This is a genomic window from Prauserella shujinwangii, assembly GCF_003001955.1.
Taxonomy (GTDB): domain Bacteria; phylum Actinomycetota; class Actinomycetes; order Mycobacteriales; family Pseudonocardiaceae; genus Qaidamihabitans; species Qaidamihabitans shujinwangii.
The window spans coordinates 124,340-140,047 of sequence record NZ_PVNH01000003.1 but is presented as its reverse complement, the minus strand read 5'-3'; the positions used below and the strand labels follow the sequence as shown (position 1 = coordinate 140,047).

The 15,708-nt window shown below is 71.7% G+C and carries 8 protein-coding genes and 1 pseudogene; 5 read left to right on the top strand and 4 right to left on the bottom strand.

The genetic code is table 11. The features are described from left to right. Nucleotides 1-16 precede the first annotated feature (16 nt). Together B0I33_RS07335 and B0I33_RS07330 are read right to left on the bottom strand one after the other, a co-directional pair. Nucleotides 17-596 (bottom strand): annotated as a pseudogene (locus B0I33_RS07335) (LLM class flavin-dependent oxidoreductase); the annotation flags it as partial. Beyond that, nucleotides 596-1,552: a zinc-binding dehydrogenase gene (locus B0I33_RS07330; RefSeq protein ID WP_106177816.1), complete on the bottom strand. Its 957-nt coding sequence runs from the start codon at nt 1,550-1,552 to the stop codon at nt 596-598. The gene B0I33_RS07330 and the pseudogene B0I33_RS07335, both read right to left, overlap by 1 nt. Before the next feature lie 185 nt (nt 1,553-1,737). Between B0I33_RS07330 and ald the strand changes: the two genes are divergently transcribed. The 5 genes from ald (at nt 1,738) to B0I33_RS07305 (ending at nt 13,069) form a co-directional block, all read left to right on the top strand. Further along, on the top strand, nt 1,738-2,844 hold the full coding sequence (gene ald, locus B0I33_RS07325; RefSeq protein WP_106177815.1) for an alanine dehydrogenase: 1,107 nt from the start codon (nt 1,738-1,740) through the stop codon (nt 2,842-2,844). Between the two features lie 404 nt (nt 2,845-3,248). After that, the gene (locus tag B0I33_RS07320; protein WP_106177814.1) at nt 3,249-4,331 is read left to right on the top strand and encodes an ABC transporter ATP-binding protein; all 1,083 of its coding nucleotides are present in this window, start codon (nt 3,249-3,251) and stop codon (nt 4,329-4,331) included. Then, the gene (locus B0I33_RS07315) at nt 4,331-5,218 is read left to right on the top strand and encodes an ABC transporter permease subunit (RefSeq protein WP_106177813.1); all 888 of its coding nucleotides are present in this window, start codon (nt 4,331-4,333) and stop codon (nt 5,216-5,218) included. The genes B0I33_RS07320 and B0I33_RS07315 overlap by 1 nt, the downstream gene beginning before the upstream one ends. A 117-nt stretch (nt 5,219-5,335) precedes the next feature. Then, nucleotides 5,336-9,139 (top strand): ABC transporter ATP-binding protein, encoded by a 3,804-nt coding sequence (locus B0I33_RS07310; protein WP_106177812.1) that lies wholly within the window; start codon nt 5,336-5,338, stop codon nt 9,137-9,139. Nucleotides 9,140-9,310: 171 nt separating this feature from the next. Then, complete coding sequence (locus B0I33_RS07305) at nt 9,311-13,069, top strand: multifunctional oxoglutarate decarboxylase/oxoglutarate dehydrogenase thiamine pyrophosphate-binding subunit/dihydrolipoyllysine-residue succinyltransferase subunit (RefSeq protein WP_106177811.1); 3,759 nt, start codon at nt 9,311-9,313, stop codon at nt 13,067-13,069. Nucleotides 13,070-13,146: 77 nt separating this feature from the next. On the opposite strand, the gene B0I33_RS07300 is transcribed toward B0I33_RS07305, so the two are convergent. Together B0I33_RS07300 and B0I33_RS07295 are read right to left on the bottom strand one after the other, a co-directional pair. Further along, complete coding sequence (locus B0I33_RS07300) at nt 13,147-14,709, bottom strand: S8 family peptidase (RefSeq protein ID WP_106177810.1); 1,563 nt, start codon at nt 14,707-14,709, stop codon at nt 13,147-13,149. A gap of 171 nt (nt 14,710-14,880) precedes the next feature. After that, entirely contained in the window at nt 14,881-15,705 is an 825-nt protein-coding gene (locus B0I33_RS07295) for an ABC transporter substrate-binding protein (protein ID WP_425440461.1), read from the bottom strand. Nucleotides 15,706-15,708: the final 3 nt, after the last annotated feature.

Below are 15,708 nucleotides of genomic sequence, written 5' to 3'. Positions count from 1 at the left end.
CCGCCAGCTCGGCGAGCTCCCGCATCCCCGCCGCCACCGCCGACGGCGGCACGACCGCGGGGTACCACTCGTCGCCGAACCGGGCGGCCCGCCGCAGCGCCACCCTGCCGCCACCCCCAGTGAGCACGGGCGGCACGGTGGCGCCGGGCGAGCGCGACCGGCTCCCCCTCGACGGTCACGGGCTTCCCCGCGATCAGGCCGGGCAGGAGTTCCAGCGCCGCGTCGGTGCGGGCTCCGCGCTCCGCGTACGGCACCCCGGCCGCCCGCCAGCCCGCCGCGCCGTGCACCGCACCGCCGGTGCCGACGCCGAGCAGGACCCGGTCCCCGGAGAGGTGCTGCAGGCTGGCGATCTGCTTGGCGGTCCACGCCACCGGCCGCAGTGCGGGCAGGAGCACGCCGAAGCCGACCCTGATCCGCTCCGTCGCGGTGGCCGCGGCGGTGAGCACGAGCGTGCTGTCGAGGACGGGACGCGCGGCGATCAGGTGGTCGCCCTTCCACACCGACTCCAGCCCGCATTCCTCCGCGTGCCGCGCGTACGGGCCGACCGCGCCGACGCCCTCGGTGCCGAACGCGGGCAGGACCACCCCGATCCGCATCACCTCACCTCGAGCAGGGTCTTGCCCACGGTCGCGCGCGACTCGATGGCCGCGTGCGCGTCCGCCACCCTGGCCAGTGGGAAACGCTGGCCGATGACCGGCCGCAGCCGTCCCGCCGCCGCCTCGGCCAGCGCGCTCGCCGCCAGCTCCCGCAGCTCGGCGGGGGTACCGCCCCGGCCACCGCCGAGCGTGACCCCGCGCTCGGCGGCGAGGTCCTCCGGGATGGCCGCCCACTCGCCGCTGGCCAGGCCGAAGCTCAGCATCCGGCCACCCGCGCCGAGCAGGTCGAACGCGGCCCGCGCGAGGTCACCACCGACCCCGTCGAAGACCACGTCCACCCCACCGATCGCGTCCCGGACGGCACCGGGCCAGTCCGGCTTGCGGTAGTCCACCACCACCTCGGCACCGAGTTCGGCGGCCAGCTCCAGCTTGTGCTCACCGCCCGCGGCGGCCACCACCCGCGCGCCCGCGTTCCGCGCGAGCTGCACGAGCAGGCTGCCGACACCGCCCGCCGCCGCCTCGACCAGCACCCGGTCCCCGGCCCGCAGGCCCGCGTCGCGCACGAGCATCGTCGCCGTGCGGCCGTCGGCGAGCAGCGCCACGGCGGTGTCCAGGCCGACCTCCGGCGGCACCTCGATGACCGCCGCCGCGTCGGCCACGGCCCGCTCGGCGTAGCCGCCCGAGCCGTTCAGGCTGCTGACCACCCGCTTGCCGACGAGCCGGCGGTCGGCGCCCGCACCCACCCGCGTGACGACCCCGCCGACCCCGTTGCCCGGGACGAGCGGCGGCCGGACCGGGAACGGCCCCCGGCCGGCACGCACCTGCGTCTCGACGAACGTGACGCCCGCGTACTCCACCTCGATCAGCACCTGGTCCCCGTCCGGCTCCGGGTCCGGCGCACCGTCCACGGCGAGCACCTCCGGCCCGCCGAACTCGTGCAACCACACCGCCCGCATCGGATCCCCCTTCGTCCCGGTCGAACCACTGCCCACAGCCTGCGACCTCCACCAAAGTCGAGGTCAAGGCGTTGTTCTGCGCCCACCACCGGCGGCGGTCATCATTGTTTTGCGGCCACGATGACACCGCCGTCCGGGTGGTTCACCGTGGGCAGCGACACCGCACTACACCGCAGGAGGCAGCTGTGCGTATCGCCGTCCCCCGAGAGATCAAGAAGCACGAGTACCGGGTCGCGCTGACTCCCGCCGGCGTGCACGAGCTGATCCAGCGCGGGCACGACGTGTTCATCGAGACCGACGCGGGCGCGGGTTCGGCGATCAGCGACGAGGAGTACCTCTCCGCGGGCGCGAAGATCCTCGCCACGGCCGAGGAGACGTGGGCCGAGGGCGAGCTGGTGCTGAAGGTGAAGGAGCCGATCGCCGCCGAGTACGAGCGGCTGCGGGCGGACCAGGTCCTGTTCACCTACCTGCACCTGGCCGCGGACCGGCCGCTGACCGAGGCCCTGCTGGCCGCGGGGACGACGGCCGTCGCCTACGAGACCGTGCAGACCGAGACGGGCGCGCTGCCGCTGCTGGCGCCGATGTCCGAGGTCGCGGGCAGGCTCGCGCCGCAGGTCGGCGCGCACTCGCTGCTGAAGCCGAGCGGCGGCCGGGGCATCCTGCCCAGCGGTGTGCCGGGCGTGCATCCGGCCAAGGTCGTGGTGATCGGCGGTGGGGTCGCCGGGTTGAACGCCGCCCGGATCGCGGCGGGGCTCGGTGCCGACGTCGAGGTGCTCGACACCAACGTCGACCGGCTGCGCCAGATCGACCACGACTTCGCGGGCCGGATCCGCACGATCGCCTCCAACGCCTACACCCTGGAGCAGGCCGTCCTGGACGCCGACCTCGTGGTCGGCGCCGTGCTGCTGCCGGGCGCGAAGGCGCCGAAACTCGTGTCCAACGAGCTGGTCTCGCGGATGCGGCCGGGCAGCGTGCTCGTCGACATCTCGATCGACCAGGGCGGCTGCTTCGCGGACTCCCGGCCGACCACCCACGACGACCCGACCTACCAGGTACACGGCTCGGTGTTCTACTGCGTCGCGAACATGCCCGGCGCCGTGCCGAGGACCTCGACCTACGGCCTCACCAACGTGACGCTGCCCTACGCGGTGCAGCTGGCCGAGCACGGCTGGCGGAAGGCGCTGCGGGCGAACCCGAGCCTGGCGAAGGGGCTCAACACCCACGCCGGGGCGCTGACGAACGAGCCGGTGGCGCTGGCACACGGCCTGGAGTACACGCCCGCCGACCTCTGATCGCACCGGATCCGGGAGTGCCCAGCGTCGATCTCGGCCACGAGCACAAGAAGGGGCGGCCCGCTCAACCAGCCTGGGGGTCACCGGGAGCGGGCCGCCACGTACCAGCTTAGGTCGTCGGTACGGGGTTCGCCCGCCGGGGGGCGAAACTCTCAGGTATTACTTCTTCACGGCGACCTTCGGTGACTCGTGATTTCCCAAGGATCCATGGCGCGGACCGGGTGACACGGGAAGGTTTGCCGCCCGCCCCGGCATCGCCGGGGAGAGTTCCGGCGCCGGAACGTGATCGACGTCGCCGGAGCCGCGCGGCAAGGCCTCCGGCCTCCCCGTGCCCGTCCACCGCGGCCGTACGGCAGGATGACGCGAGTCACGGCGTACGGATCACCACGGCGAACGGGGACGGCATGCACGACGGCAGTGGCCGCATCGCGGTGCAGAACTTGACCAAGCGGTTCGGTGCGGTGGCGGCGGTGCAGAACCTGAGCTTCACGGTGGAGCCGGGCTCGGTGACGGGCTTCCTCGGCCCGAACGGCGCGGGTAAGACGACGACCCTGCGCATGCTGCTCGGTCTCGTCACCCCCACCTCCGGCGCGGCGACCATCAACGGCAGGCCGCACCACCAGCTGGGCAACCCCGCCCGCGTCGTCGGGGCGGTGCTGGAGAACGAGGGCTTCCATCCAAAACGGACGGCACGCAACCACCTGCGCGTGTACGCGTCCGCGATCGGCGTGCCCGACCGGCGGGCCGACGAACTGCTCGGGCTCGTCGGGTTGTCCTCGGCCGCCGATCGCAAGGCCGGCGAGTACTCACTCGGCATGCGGCAGCGGCTGGCGCTGGCGACCGCCCTGCTCGGCGACCCGCAGGTGCTGGTGCTCGACGAGCCCGCCAACGGCCTCGACCCCGAGGGCATCGCGTGGCTGCGCTCGTTCCTGCGTTCGTTCGCCCAGCAGGGCCGCACCGTGCTGGTGTCGAGCCACCTGCTGTCCGAGGTGGAGCAGACGATCGACCAGGTCGTGATCATCAGCGCGGGCATGACCCGGTACTACGGCCCGCTGGAGCAGCTGCGGCAGAGCCAGACGTCGCGGGTGCTGGTGCAGCCCGCCGACGCGGGGGAACTCGTGAAAGCGTTGCAGGAAGCCGGTTTCACGCAGCTGGAGCCCACCCCGGACGGCCGGGTCGCGGTGAGCGGCGCCACGGTCAAGGAGATCGGCGACCTCGCGGCGAAGGCCGGTATCGCGGTGTACGGGATGCAGGAGGACAGGGCCGACCTGGAACGGCTGTTCTTCCAGCTCACCGCGGGGCAGTTCAGCACGGGCCAGGCACCGTACGGCCAGCAGCCACCGCCGGGTGCGTGGGCACCGCCGCCCGGCTACCAGCCGCCGCAGCCGGGGCACCCCGGGTACCAGGGACAGCAGGGTTATCCGCCACCGCCGCAGGGTTATCAGCAGCCGCAGGGGCAGCAGCAGGGCTGGGGAGGCCAGGCATGATGGGCAACCTCGTGAAGGCGGAGTCCCGCAAGATCATCACCACGAAGAGCTGGTGGATCCTGCTCATCCCCTCGGTGGCGTTCGCGCTCGCGTTCGCCCTGTTCTGGGGGGCGATCACCAACGACCTCAACGACTACCTCGGCAGCTCCGACGCGCGGGAGCTGGCCGGGCTGCTCGGCATCTCGCTCGGTGAGCTGCCCGTGGGGCTGCTCGCGCTCGCGCACGGCGTGAACATCGGCACGATCTTCCCGATCATCTTCGGCGTTTTCGCGCTCGCGGGCGAGTACAGCAAGAAGACGATCACGACCACGTTCCTCACCGCGCCCAACCGCGGCTCGGCGCTGACCGCGAAGATGCTCACCTACATCGGGTTCGGCGCGATCTACGGCCTGGTCATCGTCGGCGCCGCGAGCCTGGGCACGGTGCTCACCGTAGACGAGCGCGGACTGCCCACCGCGGGCCAGTGGCTCGGCGTGCTGGGCGCGGGGATCCTCGCGACCGTGCTGGCCACCCTCTTCGGCATCGGTGTCGGCGCGGTGTGGAACAGCGTGGTCGGCAGCGTGATCACGCTCACCATCTGGATGCTCATCGTGGAGAACGTCCTGGTGTTCGTCAGCTTCGGCTGGCTGGACATCACGTGGCTGGGCGGCGTGCTGCCGAACGGCACGTTGAACGGCATCGTCGGGGCGATCGGCGCGGAGGCGTTCGGCGCGGCGGGCCTTTCCGTGCCGGGCGAGCTGGACGAGGACCTGCAGTGGCTGCTGCAGTACACGGCGGGCGCGCCGGGGGCCTTCGCCTGGTGGGTCTCGGCGGCGATCTTCCTCGCCTGGACGATGGTGTTCTTCCTCGCCGGGTGGGCCGCCAACCAGCGCCGCGACATCACCTGACCGCGGGGTCACCCCTCGTGAGTGAGAAACGTGGTTCTAACCACGGAAAACACTCACGAGAGGTGACCAGGCACGCACCCGGCGCGTCCTGTCGGCACCGGCCATAGCCTGGAGGGCGTGACCACCGCTCCCGCACGCACCCGCGACCAGACGGCAGAACCACCGGGAACGGGCGGGACCGGACCGCAGCGGGCCGGCTGGATCCGCAGGCTGGCCGCCGCGTGCTGGCGGCACCCCGTGCTCGTCCTGCTCTCGCTCGGCGCCGCGATGGTCGGCGTGGGCTTCCAGGCCGCCACCCCGCTGCTGGTGAAGACGGCCGTCGACGACGCCGTCGCGGGACGGACGGCGAACCTCGGCTGGCTCGCCGCCGGGCTCGTCGGGCTGCAGGTGCTGGCGTTCGGCAGCGCGTTCGCCCGGCGTTACGTGGGCGGCAGGCTCGCCCTGGACGTCCAGCACGACCTGCGGCGCGCGGTGTTCGGCGCGGTGTCCCGGCTGGACGGCGGCAAGCAGGACTCGCTGCGCACCGGGCAGGTGGTCTCCCGCGCGATCACCGACCTGCAGCTTGTGACGGGCGTGCTCATGCAGGTGCCGCTCTCGGCGGGGTCGGTGATCTACGCCGTCCTCGCGCTCGGGGCGATGCTGTGGCTGTCGCCGCTGCTCACGCTGATCGCGCTCGTGGTGGCGCCCGCCGTGGCGATCGTGGTCGCGAGCAGCCGCCGCAGGCTCTTCCCCGCCACGTGGTCGGCGCAGCAGCGGGCGGCGGACGTCGCACAGCAGGTGGAGGAGACCGTCACCGGCGTGCGCGTGGTGAAGGGCTTCGGGCAGGAGGCGCGTGAGGTGAACCGGCTCGCGGCCACCGCGCGCAGGCTGTTCGCGGAGCGGCTGCGCTCGGCGCGCCTTTCCGCGGTGCCGACGGCCACCACGTCGGCGCTGCCCGCCGCCGGTCAGGTCGCCGTGCTGGCCGCGGGCGGCATCCTGGCGCTGCGCGGGGAGATCACCCTCGGCACGTTCCTCGCCTTCGCGACGTACGTCTCCGCGCTCATCGGCCCGGCGCGGATGCTGGCGAGCCTCGTCGTGCAGGCCCAGCTCACCCGGGCCGGGGCCGAGCGGGTGCACGAGCTCATCGACGCGCAGCCCGAGGTCCGTGAGCGGCCGGACGCGCGGCCGCTGCCGGACGGCCCGCTGGAGGTGCGGCTGGAGAACGTACGGTTCGGCTACACGCGGTCCGAGCCCGTGCTCGACGGCATGTCGCTGCACGCCCGGCCGGGCGAGACGCTGGCGCTGGTGGGCACGGCGGGCTCGGGCAAGTCCACGATCTCGCTGCTGCTGCCCCGGTTCTACGATCCGCACGAGGGTTCGGTCCACATCGGACCTCCCGGTGCCTCGTCCGACATCCGGGAGCTGCGCCTGGCCGACCTCCGCCGCGCCATCGGCGTGGTGTTCGAGGAGGCGTTCCTGTTCTCCACCTCGGTGCGGGACAACATCGCCTACGGCAGGCCGGACGCCGGCGACGAGGAGGTGGTCGCCGCGGCCAGGGCCGCCGAGGCGCACGACTTCATCATGGCGCTGCCCGACGGCTACGACACGCTCGTCGGCGAGCGCGGCCTGACCCTGTCCGGCGGGCAACGGCAGCGTGTCGGGCTGGCCAGGGCCCTGCTCACCGACCCGCGCGTGCTCGTGCTCGACGACGCCACGTCCGCCGTGGACACGGTGACCGAGGCGGCGATCCACGACACGCTGCGCGCGGTCACCCGGACGCGGACGACGATCCTGATCGCGCACCGGCGCTCCACGCTGGCGCTGGCCGACCGGATCGCGGTCCTGGACGCAGGCCGGGTGGTGGACGTCGGCACCGCGGACGAGCTGACCGCGCGCTGCGGGCTGTTCCGTGACCTGCTCGCCGGGCCCGGCGACGATGTCGAGCAGGTCCGGCGGCACCACGAGTCCGGGCGCGACGCCTCGGGCGTCACTCCCGAGCTGTGGCCGGACGAGGGCGCCCGCGACGACGTGGGCGAACTCGCCGAGTCGGCCGCGCACCGCTCCCCCTCCGCGGCCCGCGCCGCCAGCCCGGGTGGCGGCCCCGGCGGCCGGGCCTCGCTCGACCTGCCCCCGACGCCCGAGCTGCTGGACCGGGTGCGGCGGCTGCCGCCCGCCACGGACGAGCCCCGGCTCGGCGACGCGGACCCGACCGCGCCGGATCCGCGGTTCCGGCTGGCCCGCCTGCTGCGGCCGGTGCGGGGCCTGCTCGCGCTGGTGGTGGCGCTCGTCGCGGTGGACGCGCTGGCCACGATCGCCGTGCCCGCGCTCTACCAGCGGGGCGTCGACGACGGCGTGCGGACCGGCGCGGCGTCGGTCGTGCTGCTCACCGCCGCGATCGGCGTGCTCGTGATCGCCGTCGACTGGCTCGTCATCGCCGTGCAGACGCGGCTGACGGCACGCTCCGGCGAGTCGGTGCTCTACCTGCTCCGGGTACGCAGCTACGCGCACCTGCAGCGGCTCGGCCTCGACTACTACGAGCGCGAGCTGTCCGGGCGGATCATGACGCGGATGACCACGGATGTCGACGCGTTGTCGTCATTCCTGCAGACGGGCCTCGCCACGGCCGTGGTCAGCGTCGTCACGATCGCGGGGATCGGCGGCGCGCTGGTCGTCACCGATCCCGGGCTGGCGCTGTACGCGCTGGCCGTGCTGCCGGTGCTGCTGGTGGCCACGGTGATCTTCCGCAGGCTCGCCTCGGCCGCCTACACCGAGGCCCGCGAGCGGGTCAGCGCCGTCAACGCCGACATGCAGGAGAACGTCTCCGGTCTGCGCGTCGCCCAGGCGTACACGCGGGAGGAACGCTCGGCGCAGGCGTTCGCCGACCGCAGCGACGCCTACCGCCGCACCCGGCTGCGGGCACAACGTTACGTGGCGACGTACTTCCCGTTCGTCACCCTGCTCTCCGGTGTCGCGGAGGCGATCGTGCTGGTGGTGGGCGCCAACCGGGTCGCGGCCGGCACGCTGTCGCCGGGCGTGCTGCTGGCGTTCGTGTTGTACCTCGGCCTGTTCTTCTCCCCGGTGCAGCAGCTGTCGTCGGTGTTCGACGGCTACCAGCAGGCCAAGGTCGGGCTGCGCCGGATCGGTGACCTGCTGCGCACGCCGACGTCGGTGCCGCAGCCGGAGCGTCCGGTGCCGGTACCGGAGCGGCTGCGCGGCGAGGTCGAGCTGACCGGCGTCGACTTCGCCTATCCCGGCACGGACGTGCCCGCGCTGGCTGGCGTGTCCCTGCACGTGCCCGCCGGGACGACCGTGGCGCTGGTGGGGGCGACGGGCGCGGGGAAGTCCACGGTGGTGAAGCTGGTCGCGCGGTTCTACGACGCCACGGCGGGCACGGTCCGCCTCGACGGGGTCGACGTGCGCGACTACGACCTGCCCGGGCTGCGGTCCCGGATCGGCGTGGTACCGCAGGAGGCGCACCTGTTCTCCGGCACGGTCGCCGACAACGTGCGCTACGGGCGGCCCTCGGCGACCGACGCCGAGGTGGAGGCCGCCGTGCGCGCGGTGGGCGCGCTGCCGGGCATCGCGGCGCTGCCGCACGGTTTCCACCAGCAGGTCGGCGAGCGCGGCCGGGCACTGTCGGCGGGCCAGCGGCAGCTCGTGGCACTGGCCAGGGCGGAACTGGTGGATCCCGACGTGCTGCTGCTCGACGAGGCGACCGCCGCCCTCGACCCGGCCACCGAGACGGCCGTGCTGCGGGCGACCGATCAGCTGGCGGCGCGCCGGACGACGTTCGTCGTGGCGCACCGGCTCGCCACGGCCGCGCGCGCGGACCGCATCGTGGTGCTCGACCACGGCCATGTGGTGGAGACGGGCACGCACGCGGAACTGCTCGCCGCGGACGGCCACTACGCGAAGCTGTGGCGGCTCGGCGAGGGCGGGTGAGGCGACCGCTCGGTCACCTGGATCGACCGCTGTAACGATTCAGTGACAAATCCCAAAGGGCCGTTCCGGCAGTTGACCCAGTTCGCTGCCGTTGCCTCACGGGAGGGGGTTAGCCTGGTAGGCGCGTAATCGGACAACACAGATCGAGACGGATAGAGGCGAGTCCAAGCCGTGTCCAGCAGCAGCCCTGCGTCACAGTTCGGCCCCAACGAATGGCTCGTCGAGGAGATGTACGACCAGTTCCTCGCCGACCCTTCCTCAGTAGACGCCGCATGGCATGACTTCTTCGCGGACTTCAAGCCAACGCAGGCTCCGCGACAGAAGCCGGACACGACCGCCGAGCGGGCCCCGTCGCCCAACGGGCAGAGCTCCACCACGAAGTCCGCGTCCGAACGTCCCCAGCAGTCCGCTCAGCGGACCGAACAGGCGGAGCAGGCCGAGCAGGCCCAGCCGCGGCAGGCGCAGCCGAAGCAGCAGGCGCAGCAGCCCGCGCAACCCACTCCCAAGGCCGAGCCCAAGCCCGCGGCGCCCGCCAGGCAGGCGCCCGCCGCGAAGCAGGAGACCAAGCCGTCCGCCGAGGAGCCGGAGCGCAAGCCGTTGCGCGGGGCGTCCGCCGCGATCGCCAAGAACATGGACGTCTCGCTGAGCGTCCCCACCGCCACGAGCGTGCGCGCCGTGCCGGCCAAGCTGATGGCGGACAACCGCATCGTCATCAACAACCACCTCCGGCGCACCCGCGGCGGGAAGATCTCGTTCACCCACCTCATCGGCTACGCCATGGTCCGGGCGCTGCATGACTTCCCGAACATGAACCGGCACTACGAGCTGGTCGACGGCAAGCCACACGCGGTCACGCCGGAACACGTCAACCTCGGCCTCGCCATCGACATGAAGGGCAAGGACGGCCAGCGCACGCTGGTCGTGGCCTCCATCAAGAACTGCGAGAACATGTCGTTCCTGCAGTTCTGGCAGGCCTACGAGGACATCGTCCGGAAGGCGCGCAACAACAAGCTCACCGCCGACGACTTCGCGGGCACCACGATCTCGCTGACCAACCCGGGCGGCATCGGCACCAACCACTCGGTGCCGCGGTTGCAGGCGGGCCAGGGCGCGATCATCGGCGTCGGCGCGATGCAGTACCCGGCCGCGTTCGAGGGCACCAGCGAGCAGACGCTCGTCAAGCTGGGCGTCAGCAAGATCATGACGCTGACCTCGACCTACGACCACCGCATCATCCAGGGCGCCGAGTCCGGCGAGTTCCTCAAGCGGATCCACGGGCTGCTGCTCGGCGGTGACGGCTTCTACGACGACATCTTCACGTCGCTGCGCCTGCCGTACGAGCCGGTGCGCTGGGTCGAGGACATCCCCGAGGGCGAGATCGACAAGACCGCCCGGGTGCTCGAGCTCATCGACGCCTACCGCATGCGCGGCCACCTGATGGCCGACACCGACCCGCTGAACTACCGGCAGCGGCGGCACGAGGACCTCGACATCCTGTCCCACGGCCTGACGCTGTGGGACCTCGACCGCGAGTTCGCCGTCGGCGGGTTCGCGGGCCAGCAGCGGATGAAGCTGCGCGACGTGCTCGGCGTGCTGCGCGACTCCTACTGCCGCACGGTCGGCGTCGAGTACACGCACATCCTCGACCCCGACGAGCGGCGCTGGATCCAGGACCGCGTCGAGGTGCCGCACGAGAAGCCCGAGCCCTCGGTGCAGAAGTACGTGCTGAGCAAGCTCAACGCGGCCGAGGCGTTCGAGACGTTCCTGCAGACCAAGTACGTCGGGCAGAAGCGGTTCTCGCTGGAGGGCGGCGAGACGGTGATCCCGCTGCTGGACACCGTCCTGGACAAGGCCGCCGAGCACGAGCTCGACGAGGTCGTCATCGGCATGCCGCACCGGGGCAGGCTGAACGTGCTGGCCAACATCGTCGGCAAGCCGATCTCGCAGATCTTCCAGGAGTTCGAGGGCAACCTCGACCCCGGCCAGGCGCACGGCTCCGGTGACGTGAAGTACCACCTCGGCGCCGAGGGCAAGTACTTCCGCATGTTCGGCGACGGCGAGACGAAGGTGTCGCTGACGGCCAACCCGTCGCACCTGGAGACGGTCGACCCGGTGCTCGAGGGCATCGTGCGCGCCAAGCAGGACATCCTCGACAAGGGCGAGAAGGAGTCCGGCGGCTTCTCGGTGCTGCCGGTGCTGCTGCACGGCGACGCCGCGTTCGCCGGCCAGGGCGTGGTCGCCGAGACGCTCAACCTCGCACTGCTGCGCGGCTACCGCACCGGCGGCACCGTGCACGTCATCATCAACAACCAGGTGGGCTTCACCACCGCGCCCGAGCACGCCCGCTCCTCGCAGTACGCCACCGACGTGGCGAAGATGATCGGCGCGCCGATCTTCCACGTCAACGGTGACGACCCCGAGGCGGCGTACTGGGTGGCCCGGCTGGCCGTGGACTACCGGCAGGCGTTCAACAAGGACGTCGTGATCGACATGATCTGCTACCGCCGCCGCGGCCACAACGAGGGCGACGACCCGTCGATGACGCAGCCCGCCATGTACGACATCATCGACACCAAGCGCAGCGTCCGGAAGACCTACACCGAGTCGCTGATCGGCCGGGGCGACATCTCGGTCGAGGAGGCCGAGGCCGCGCTGCGCGACTTCTCCAGCCAGCTCGAGCACGTGTTCAACGAGGTGCGGGAGCTGGAGAAGCACCCGATCGCGCCGAGCCCCTCGGTCGAGGAGGAGCAGCAGGTGCCCGCGAAGGTGCCGACGGCCGTCTCCCGCGAGGTGATCGAGCGCATCGGTGACGCCTTCGTCAAGCTGCCCGAGGGCTTCACGCCGCACCAGCGGGTCAAGCCGGTGCTGGAGCGGCGGGCGAAGATGTCCCGCGAGGGCGGCATCGACTGGGCGTTCGGCGAGCTGCTGGCGTTCGGCTCGCTGGCGCTGGAGGGCAGGCTCGTGCGGCTGTCCGGGCAGGACTCCCGGCGTGGCACGTTCACGCAGCGGCACTCGGTGCTGATAGACCGCAAGTCCGGCCAGGAGTACTCCCCGCTGCAGCACCTCGCCGACGACCAGGGCCGCGTGATGATCTACGACTCGGCGCTGTCCGAGTACGCGGCGGTGGGCTTCGAGTACGGCTACTCGGTGGCCAACTCCGAGGCGCTGGTGATGTGGGAGGCGCAGTTCGGTGACTTCGTCAACGGCGCGCAGACCGTGATCGACGAGTACATCTCGTCCGGCGAGGCCAAGTGGGGCCAGCTCTCCGACGTCGTGCTGCTGCTGCCGCACGGCCACGAGGGCCAGGGACCCGACCACACCTCCGGCCGGATCGAGCGGTTCCTGCAGCTGTGCGCCGAGGGCTCGATGACCGTGTCGATGCCGTCCACCCCGGCGAACTACTTCCACCTGCTCCGCAGGCACGCCCTCGACGGCGTGAACCGGCCGCTGGTGGTGTTCACGCCGAAGCGGCTGCTGAGGGACAAGAACGTGAAGTCCTCGGTCGAGGACTTCACCGAGCAGTCGAAGTTCCTCTCGGTGATCGACGACGAGAGCGTCGACCCGGGCAAGGTGCGGAAGGTGCTGCTCACCTCCGGCAAGATGTACTGGGAGCTGCTGGCCGAGCGGACCAAGCGGGAGATCGACGACATCGCGCTCGTCCGTGTCGAGCAGTACTACCCGCTGCCGAAGAAGAAGCTCAGGGCGGCGGTGGAGCGGTACCCGAACTCCCGGGGGCTCACCTGGGTGCAGGAGGAGCCGGAGAACCAGGGCGCGTGGCCGTTCTTCGGGCTCAACCTGCCGCGCAGGCTGCCGGAGACGTTCGCCGGGCTGCAGGTGGTGGCCCGCAGGCCGATGGCCGCCCCGTCCGCGGGCTCGTCGAAGGTCCACGAGGTGGAGCAGAAGGCCATCATCGACAAGGCCTTCCAGTAACCCACCGCCGCTACTGCCATGAGTGGCCCGTTACTGGCGAAATGTGCCAGTAACGGGCCACTCATGGCAGACGGGGGTTACGGGGTGAAGGTCCAGCTGTCGATGTAGCCGGTGTCGTAGCGGTAGACGTCCCGCACCCGCAGGGTCCAGGTGCCGTTGGCCGCCTTGCTCGACGCGTCCACGGTGTAGGTCGTGATCACGTTGTCGGCCGAGTCGCTGCCCGAGTTCTTCAGCCGCACCGCGGCCCCGTCGGGTGCCACCAGGTCGATCACCAGATCACCGCGGTAGCTGTGCTTGATGTCCACCGCGACCTTGGCCGTGCTCGACGCCGCCCGGTCGCAACCGCTCACGGTCACCGAGCTGGTCACCGCGGAACCGGCGTCGGGGATGTCCACGTTGGTGCCGTTGCTGACCGGCGCGCAGTCGGCGGGCTCGTCGGGCGGGGTGCTGCTCCCGTTGCCCGTGTAGAGCAGGACGTTCGGCGAGCCGCTTCCCGGGCTGCTCACCTTCCCGGTCGTGCCGTTCGCGACGAGCGCGTCCCGTACCTGCTTCGGGGTCGCCGACGGGTTGCCCGCCAGGTACAGCGCGGCCGCGCCCGCCACGTGCGGGGTCGCCATCGAGGTGCCGCTGATGGTGTTGGTGGCGGAGTTGCCGCCGATCCACGTCGAGGTGATGTCGCTGCCGGGCGCGAAGATGTCGAGGCAGGAACCGATGTTGGAGAAGCCCGACCTGGCGTCGGTGCGGGTGGTCGAGCCGACCGTGATCGCCTCGGCCGTGCGGGCGGGCGAGGTGTTGCACGCGTTGGCGCCGTAGTCGTTGCCCGCCGCGAGCGCGTACGTGACGCCGGAGGCGATCGAGCGCCGCACCGCGTCGTCCACGGCCGTGGAGACGCTGCCGCCCAGGCTCATGTTCGCGACGGCGGGCTTGGCGGCGTTGCGGGTGACCCAGTCGATGCCGGCGATCACGCCGTCGTAGGTGCCGGAGCCGCCGCAGTCGAGGACGCGCACGCCGACGAGGTTCACTCCCTTCGCGACGCCGTGCGCGGCACCGCCGACCGTGCCCGCGACGTGGGTGCCGTGGCCGTTGCAGTCGTTGGCGGTGGCGTCGTTGTCGACGAAGTCGTAGCCGGACTTCGCCCTGCCGCCGAAGTCGGAGTGGCTGGTCATGACGCCGGTGTCGATGATGTAGGCGGTCACGCCTGCCGCCGAGGAGGAGTAGCTGTAGTTGCGGTTCAGCGGCAGGTCCCGCTGGTCGATGCGGTCGAGCCCCCAGGACGGCGGGTTGGCCTGGTCGGCGCTGATGCGCATCCGCCGGTTCTGCTCGACGTAGGCGACCGCGGGGTCGGCGGCGACGCGTTTGGCCTGCGCCTCGCTCATCGTGGCCGCGTAGCCCGGGAGCGCCCTGGTGAAGATCCGCTTGACCAGGCCGCCGTGCCTGCCGGTCACGCGGTCCACCGTGGACCCGTCTTCGAGCACGACGATGTAACTGTTCTCGATGGCACCCGGCGCGTCGGCGCCGAGAATGGTGCCTTCCTGGGCGGCGGCGGGCGTGGTGCCGCCGAGTACCGTCAGGGCGGCGACTCCGGCGGCGAGCCCGAGCCCGGTCACCGACCTCCGTCTCGTTCCCAGCAACTTCCGCAAGGCTTCTCCTCCTACCCGTTCCGGTGAACGTGGGACCAGACGGTAGAGAGAGGAACCACCCGAAGGTAGATCTTGCGTTTTCCGGACGCAGGCGGTAATAAACCGACATTCCACGACGTGAAGCACCCGAACGGTTCGACCCGAAAGTAGGTGGACCTCCGGGCTTGCTGGTCAGGCCAGCCCGTTCCCGCGCAGGAAGTCCTCGGCGATGTCGACCGGGTGCCGCTTCTCCTCGGTGAACTCGACGTTGAGCCGCGTCAGCTTCTCGGTGGTCAGCACGGCCGACACGGCATTCAGCGCCTCCTTGTGCCGCGCGGAGAGCACACCGCGCGCGGCGAGCGGCACGATGTTCTGGGCCGGGAACATGTTCTTGTCGTCCTCGAGCGGGACGAACCCGTTGTTCTCGATCGTCGCCGAGGTGCTGAACAGGTCCGCCACCTGGATCTTCCCCGACCGCAGCGCCGCCACGGTGACCGGGCCGCCCGTGTCGGTCACCGTGATCCGCTTGAACTCGCAGCCGTAGAGCTCCTTGATCCGCGCCCGCCAGCGGTCCGCCCACTGGCCGGGGCCGCCGAACACCAGGTCGCCACACAGCGGTGCCAGGTCGGAGATCGTGCGCACCCCCTGCCGCGCGAGGTCGCGCCGCACGACGAGCACGTCGGTGTCCTGGGCCGGCGCCTGCTCCAGCACCTCGAACTCCCGGGGCAGCACCCGCCGCAGCTCGGCGTACACCTCACCGGACGTCGTGGCCGTGGTGTCCTCGGCGAAGTGGCGCAGCAGGTTGCCGCTGTACTCGGGCACGAGCGACAGCGAACGGTCGCGCAGCGCCCGCACCACCACCTCGCGGCCGCCGACCGGCGGGTGGACCGTCACGTTGCCGGCACCGGCCTCGCGCAACGCGCCCGCGTAGATGTGCGCGAGCAGCAGGCTCTCCCCCACGTCGGACGCGCCGATGACGATCTCGCCGGAAGGGCCGCCCTCGGCGCCGCCCCGCATCGG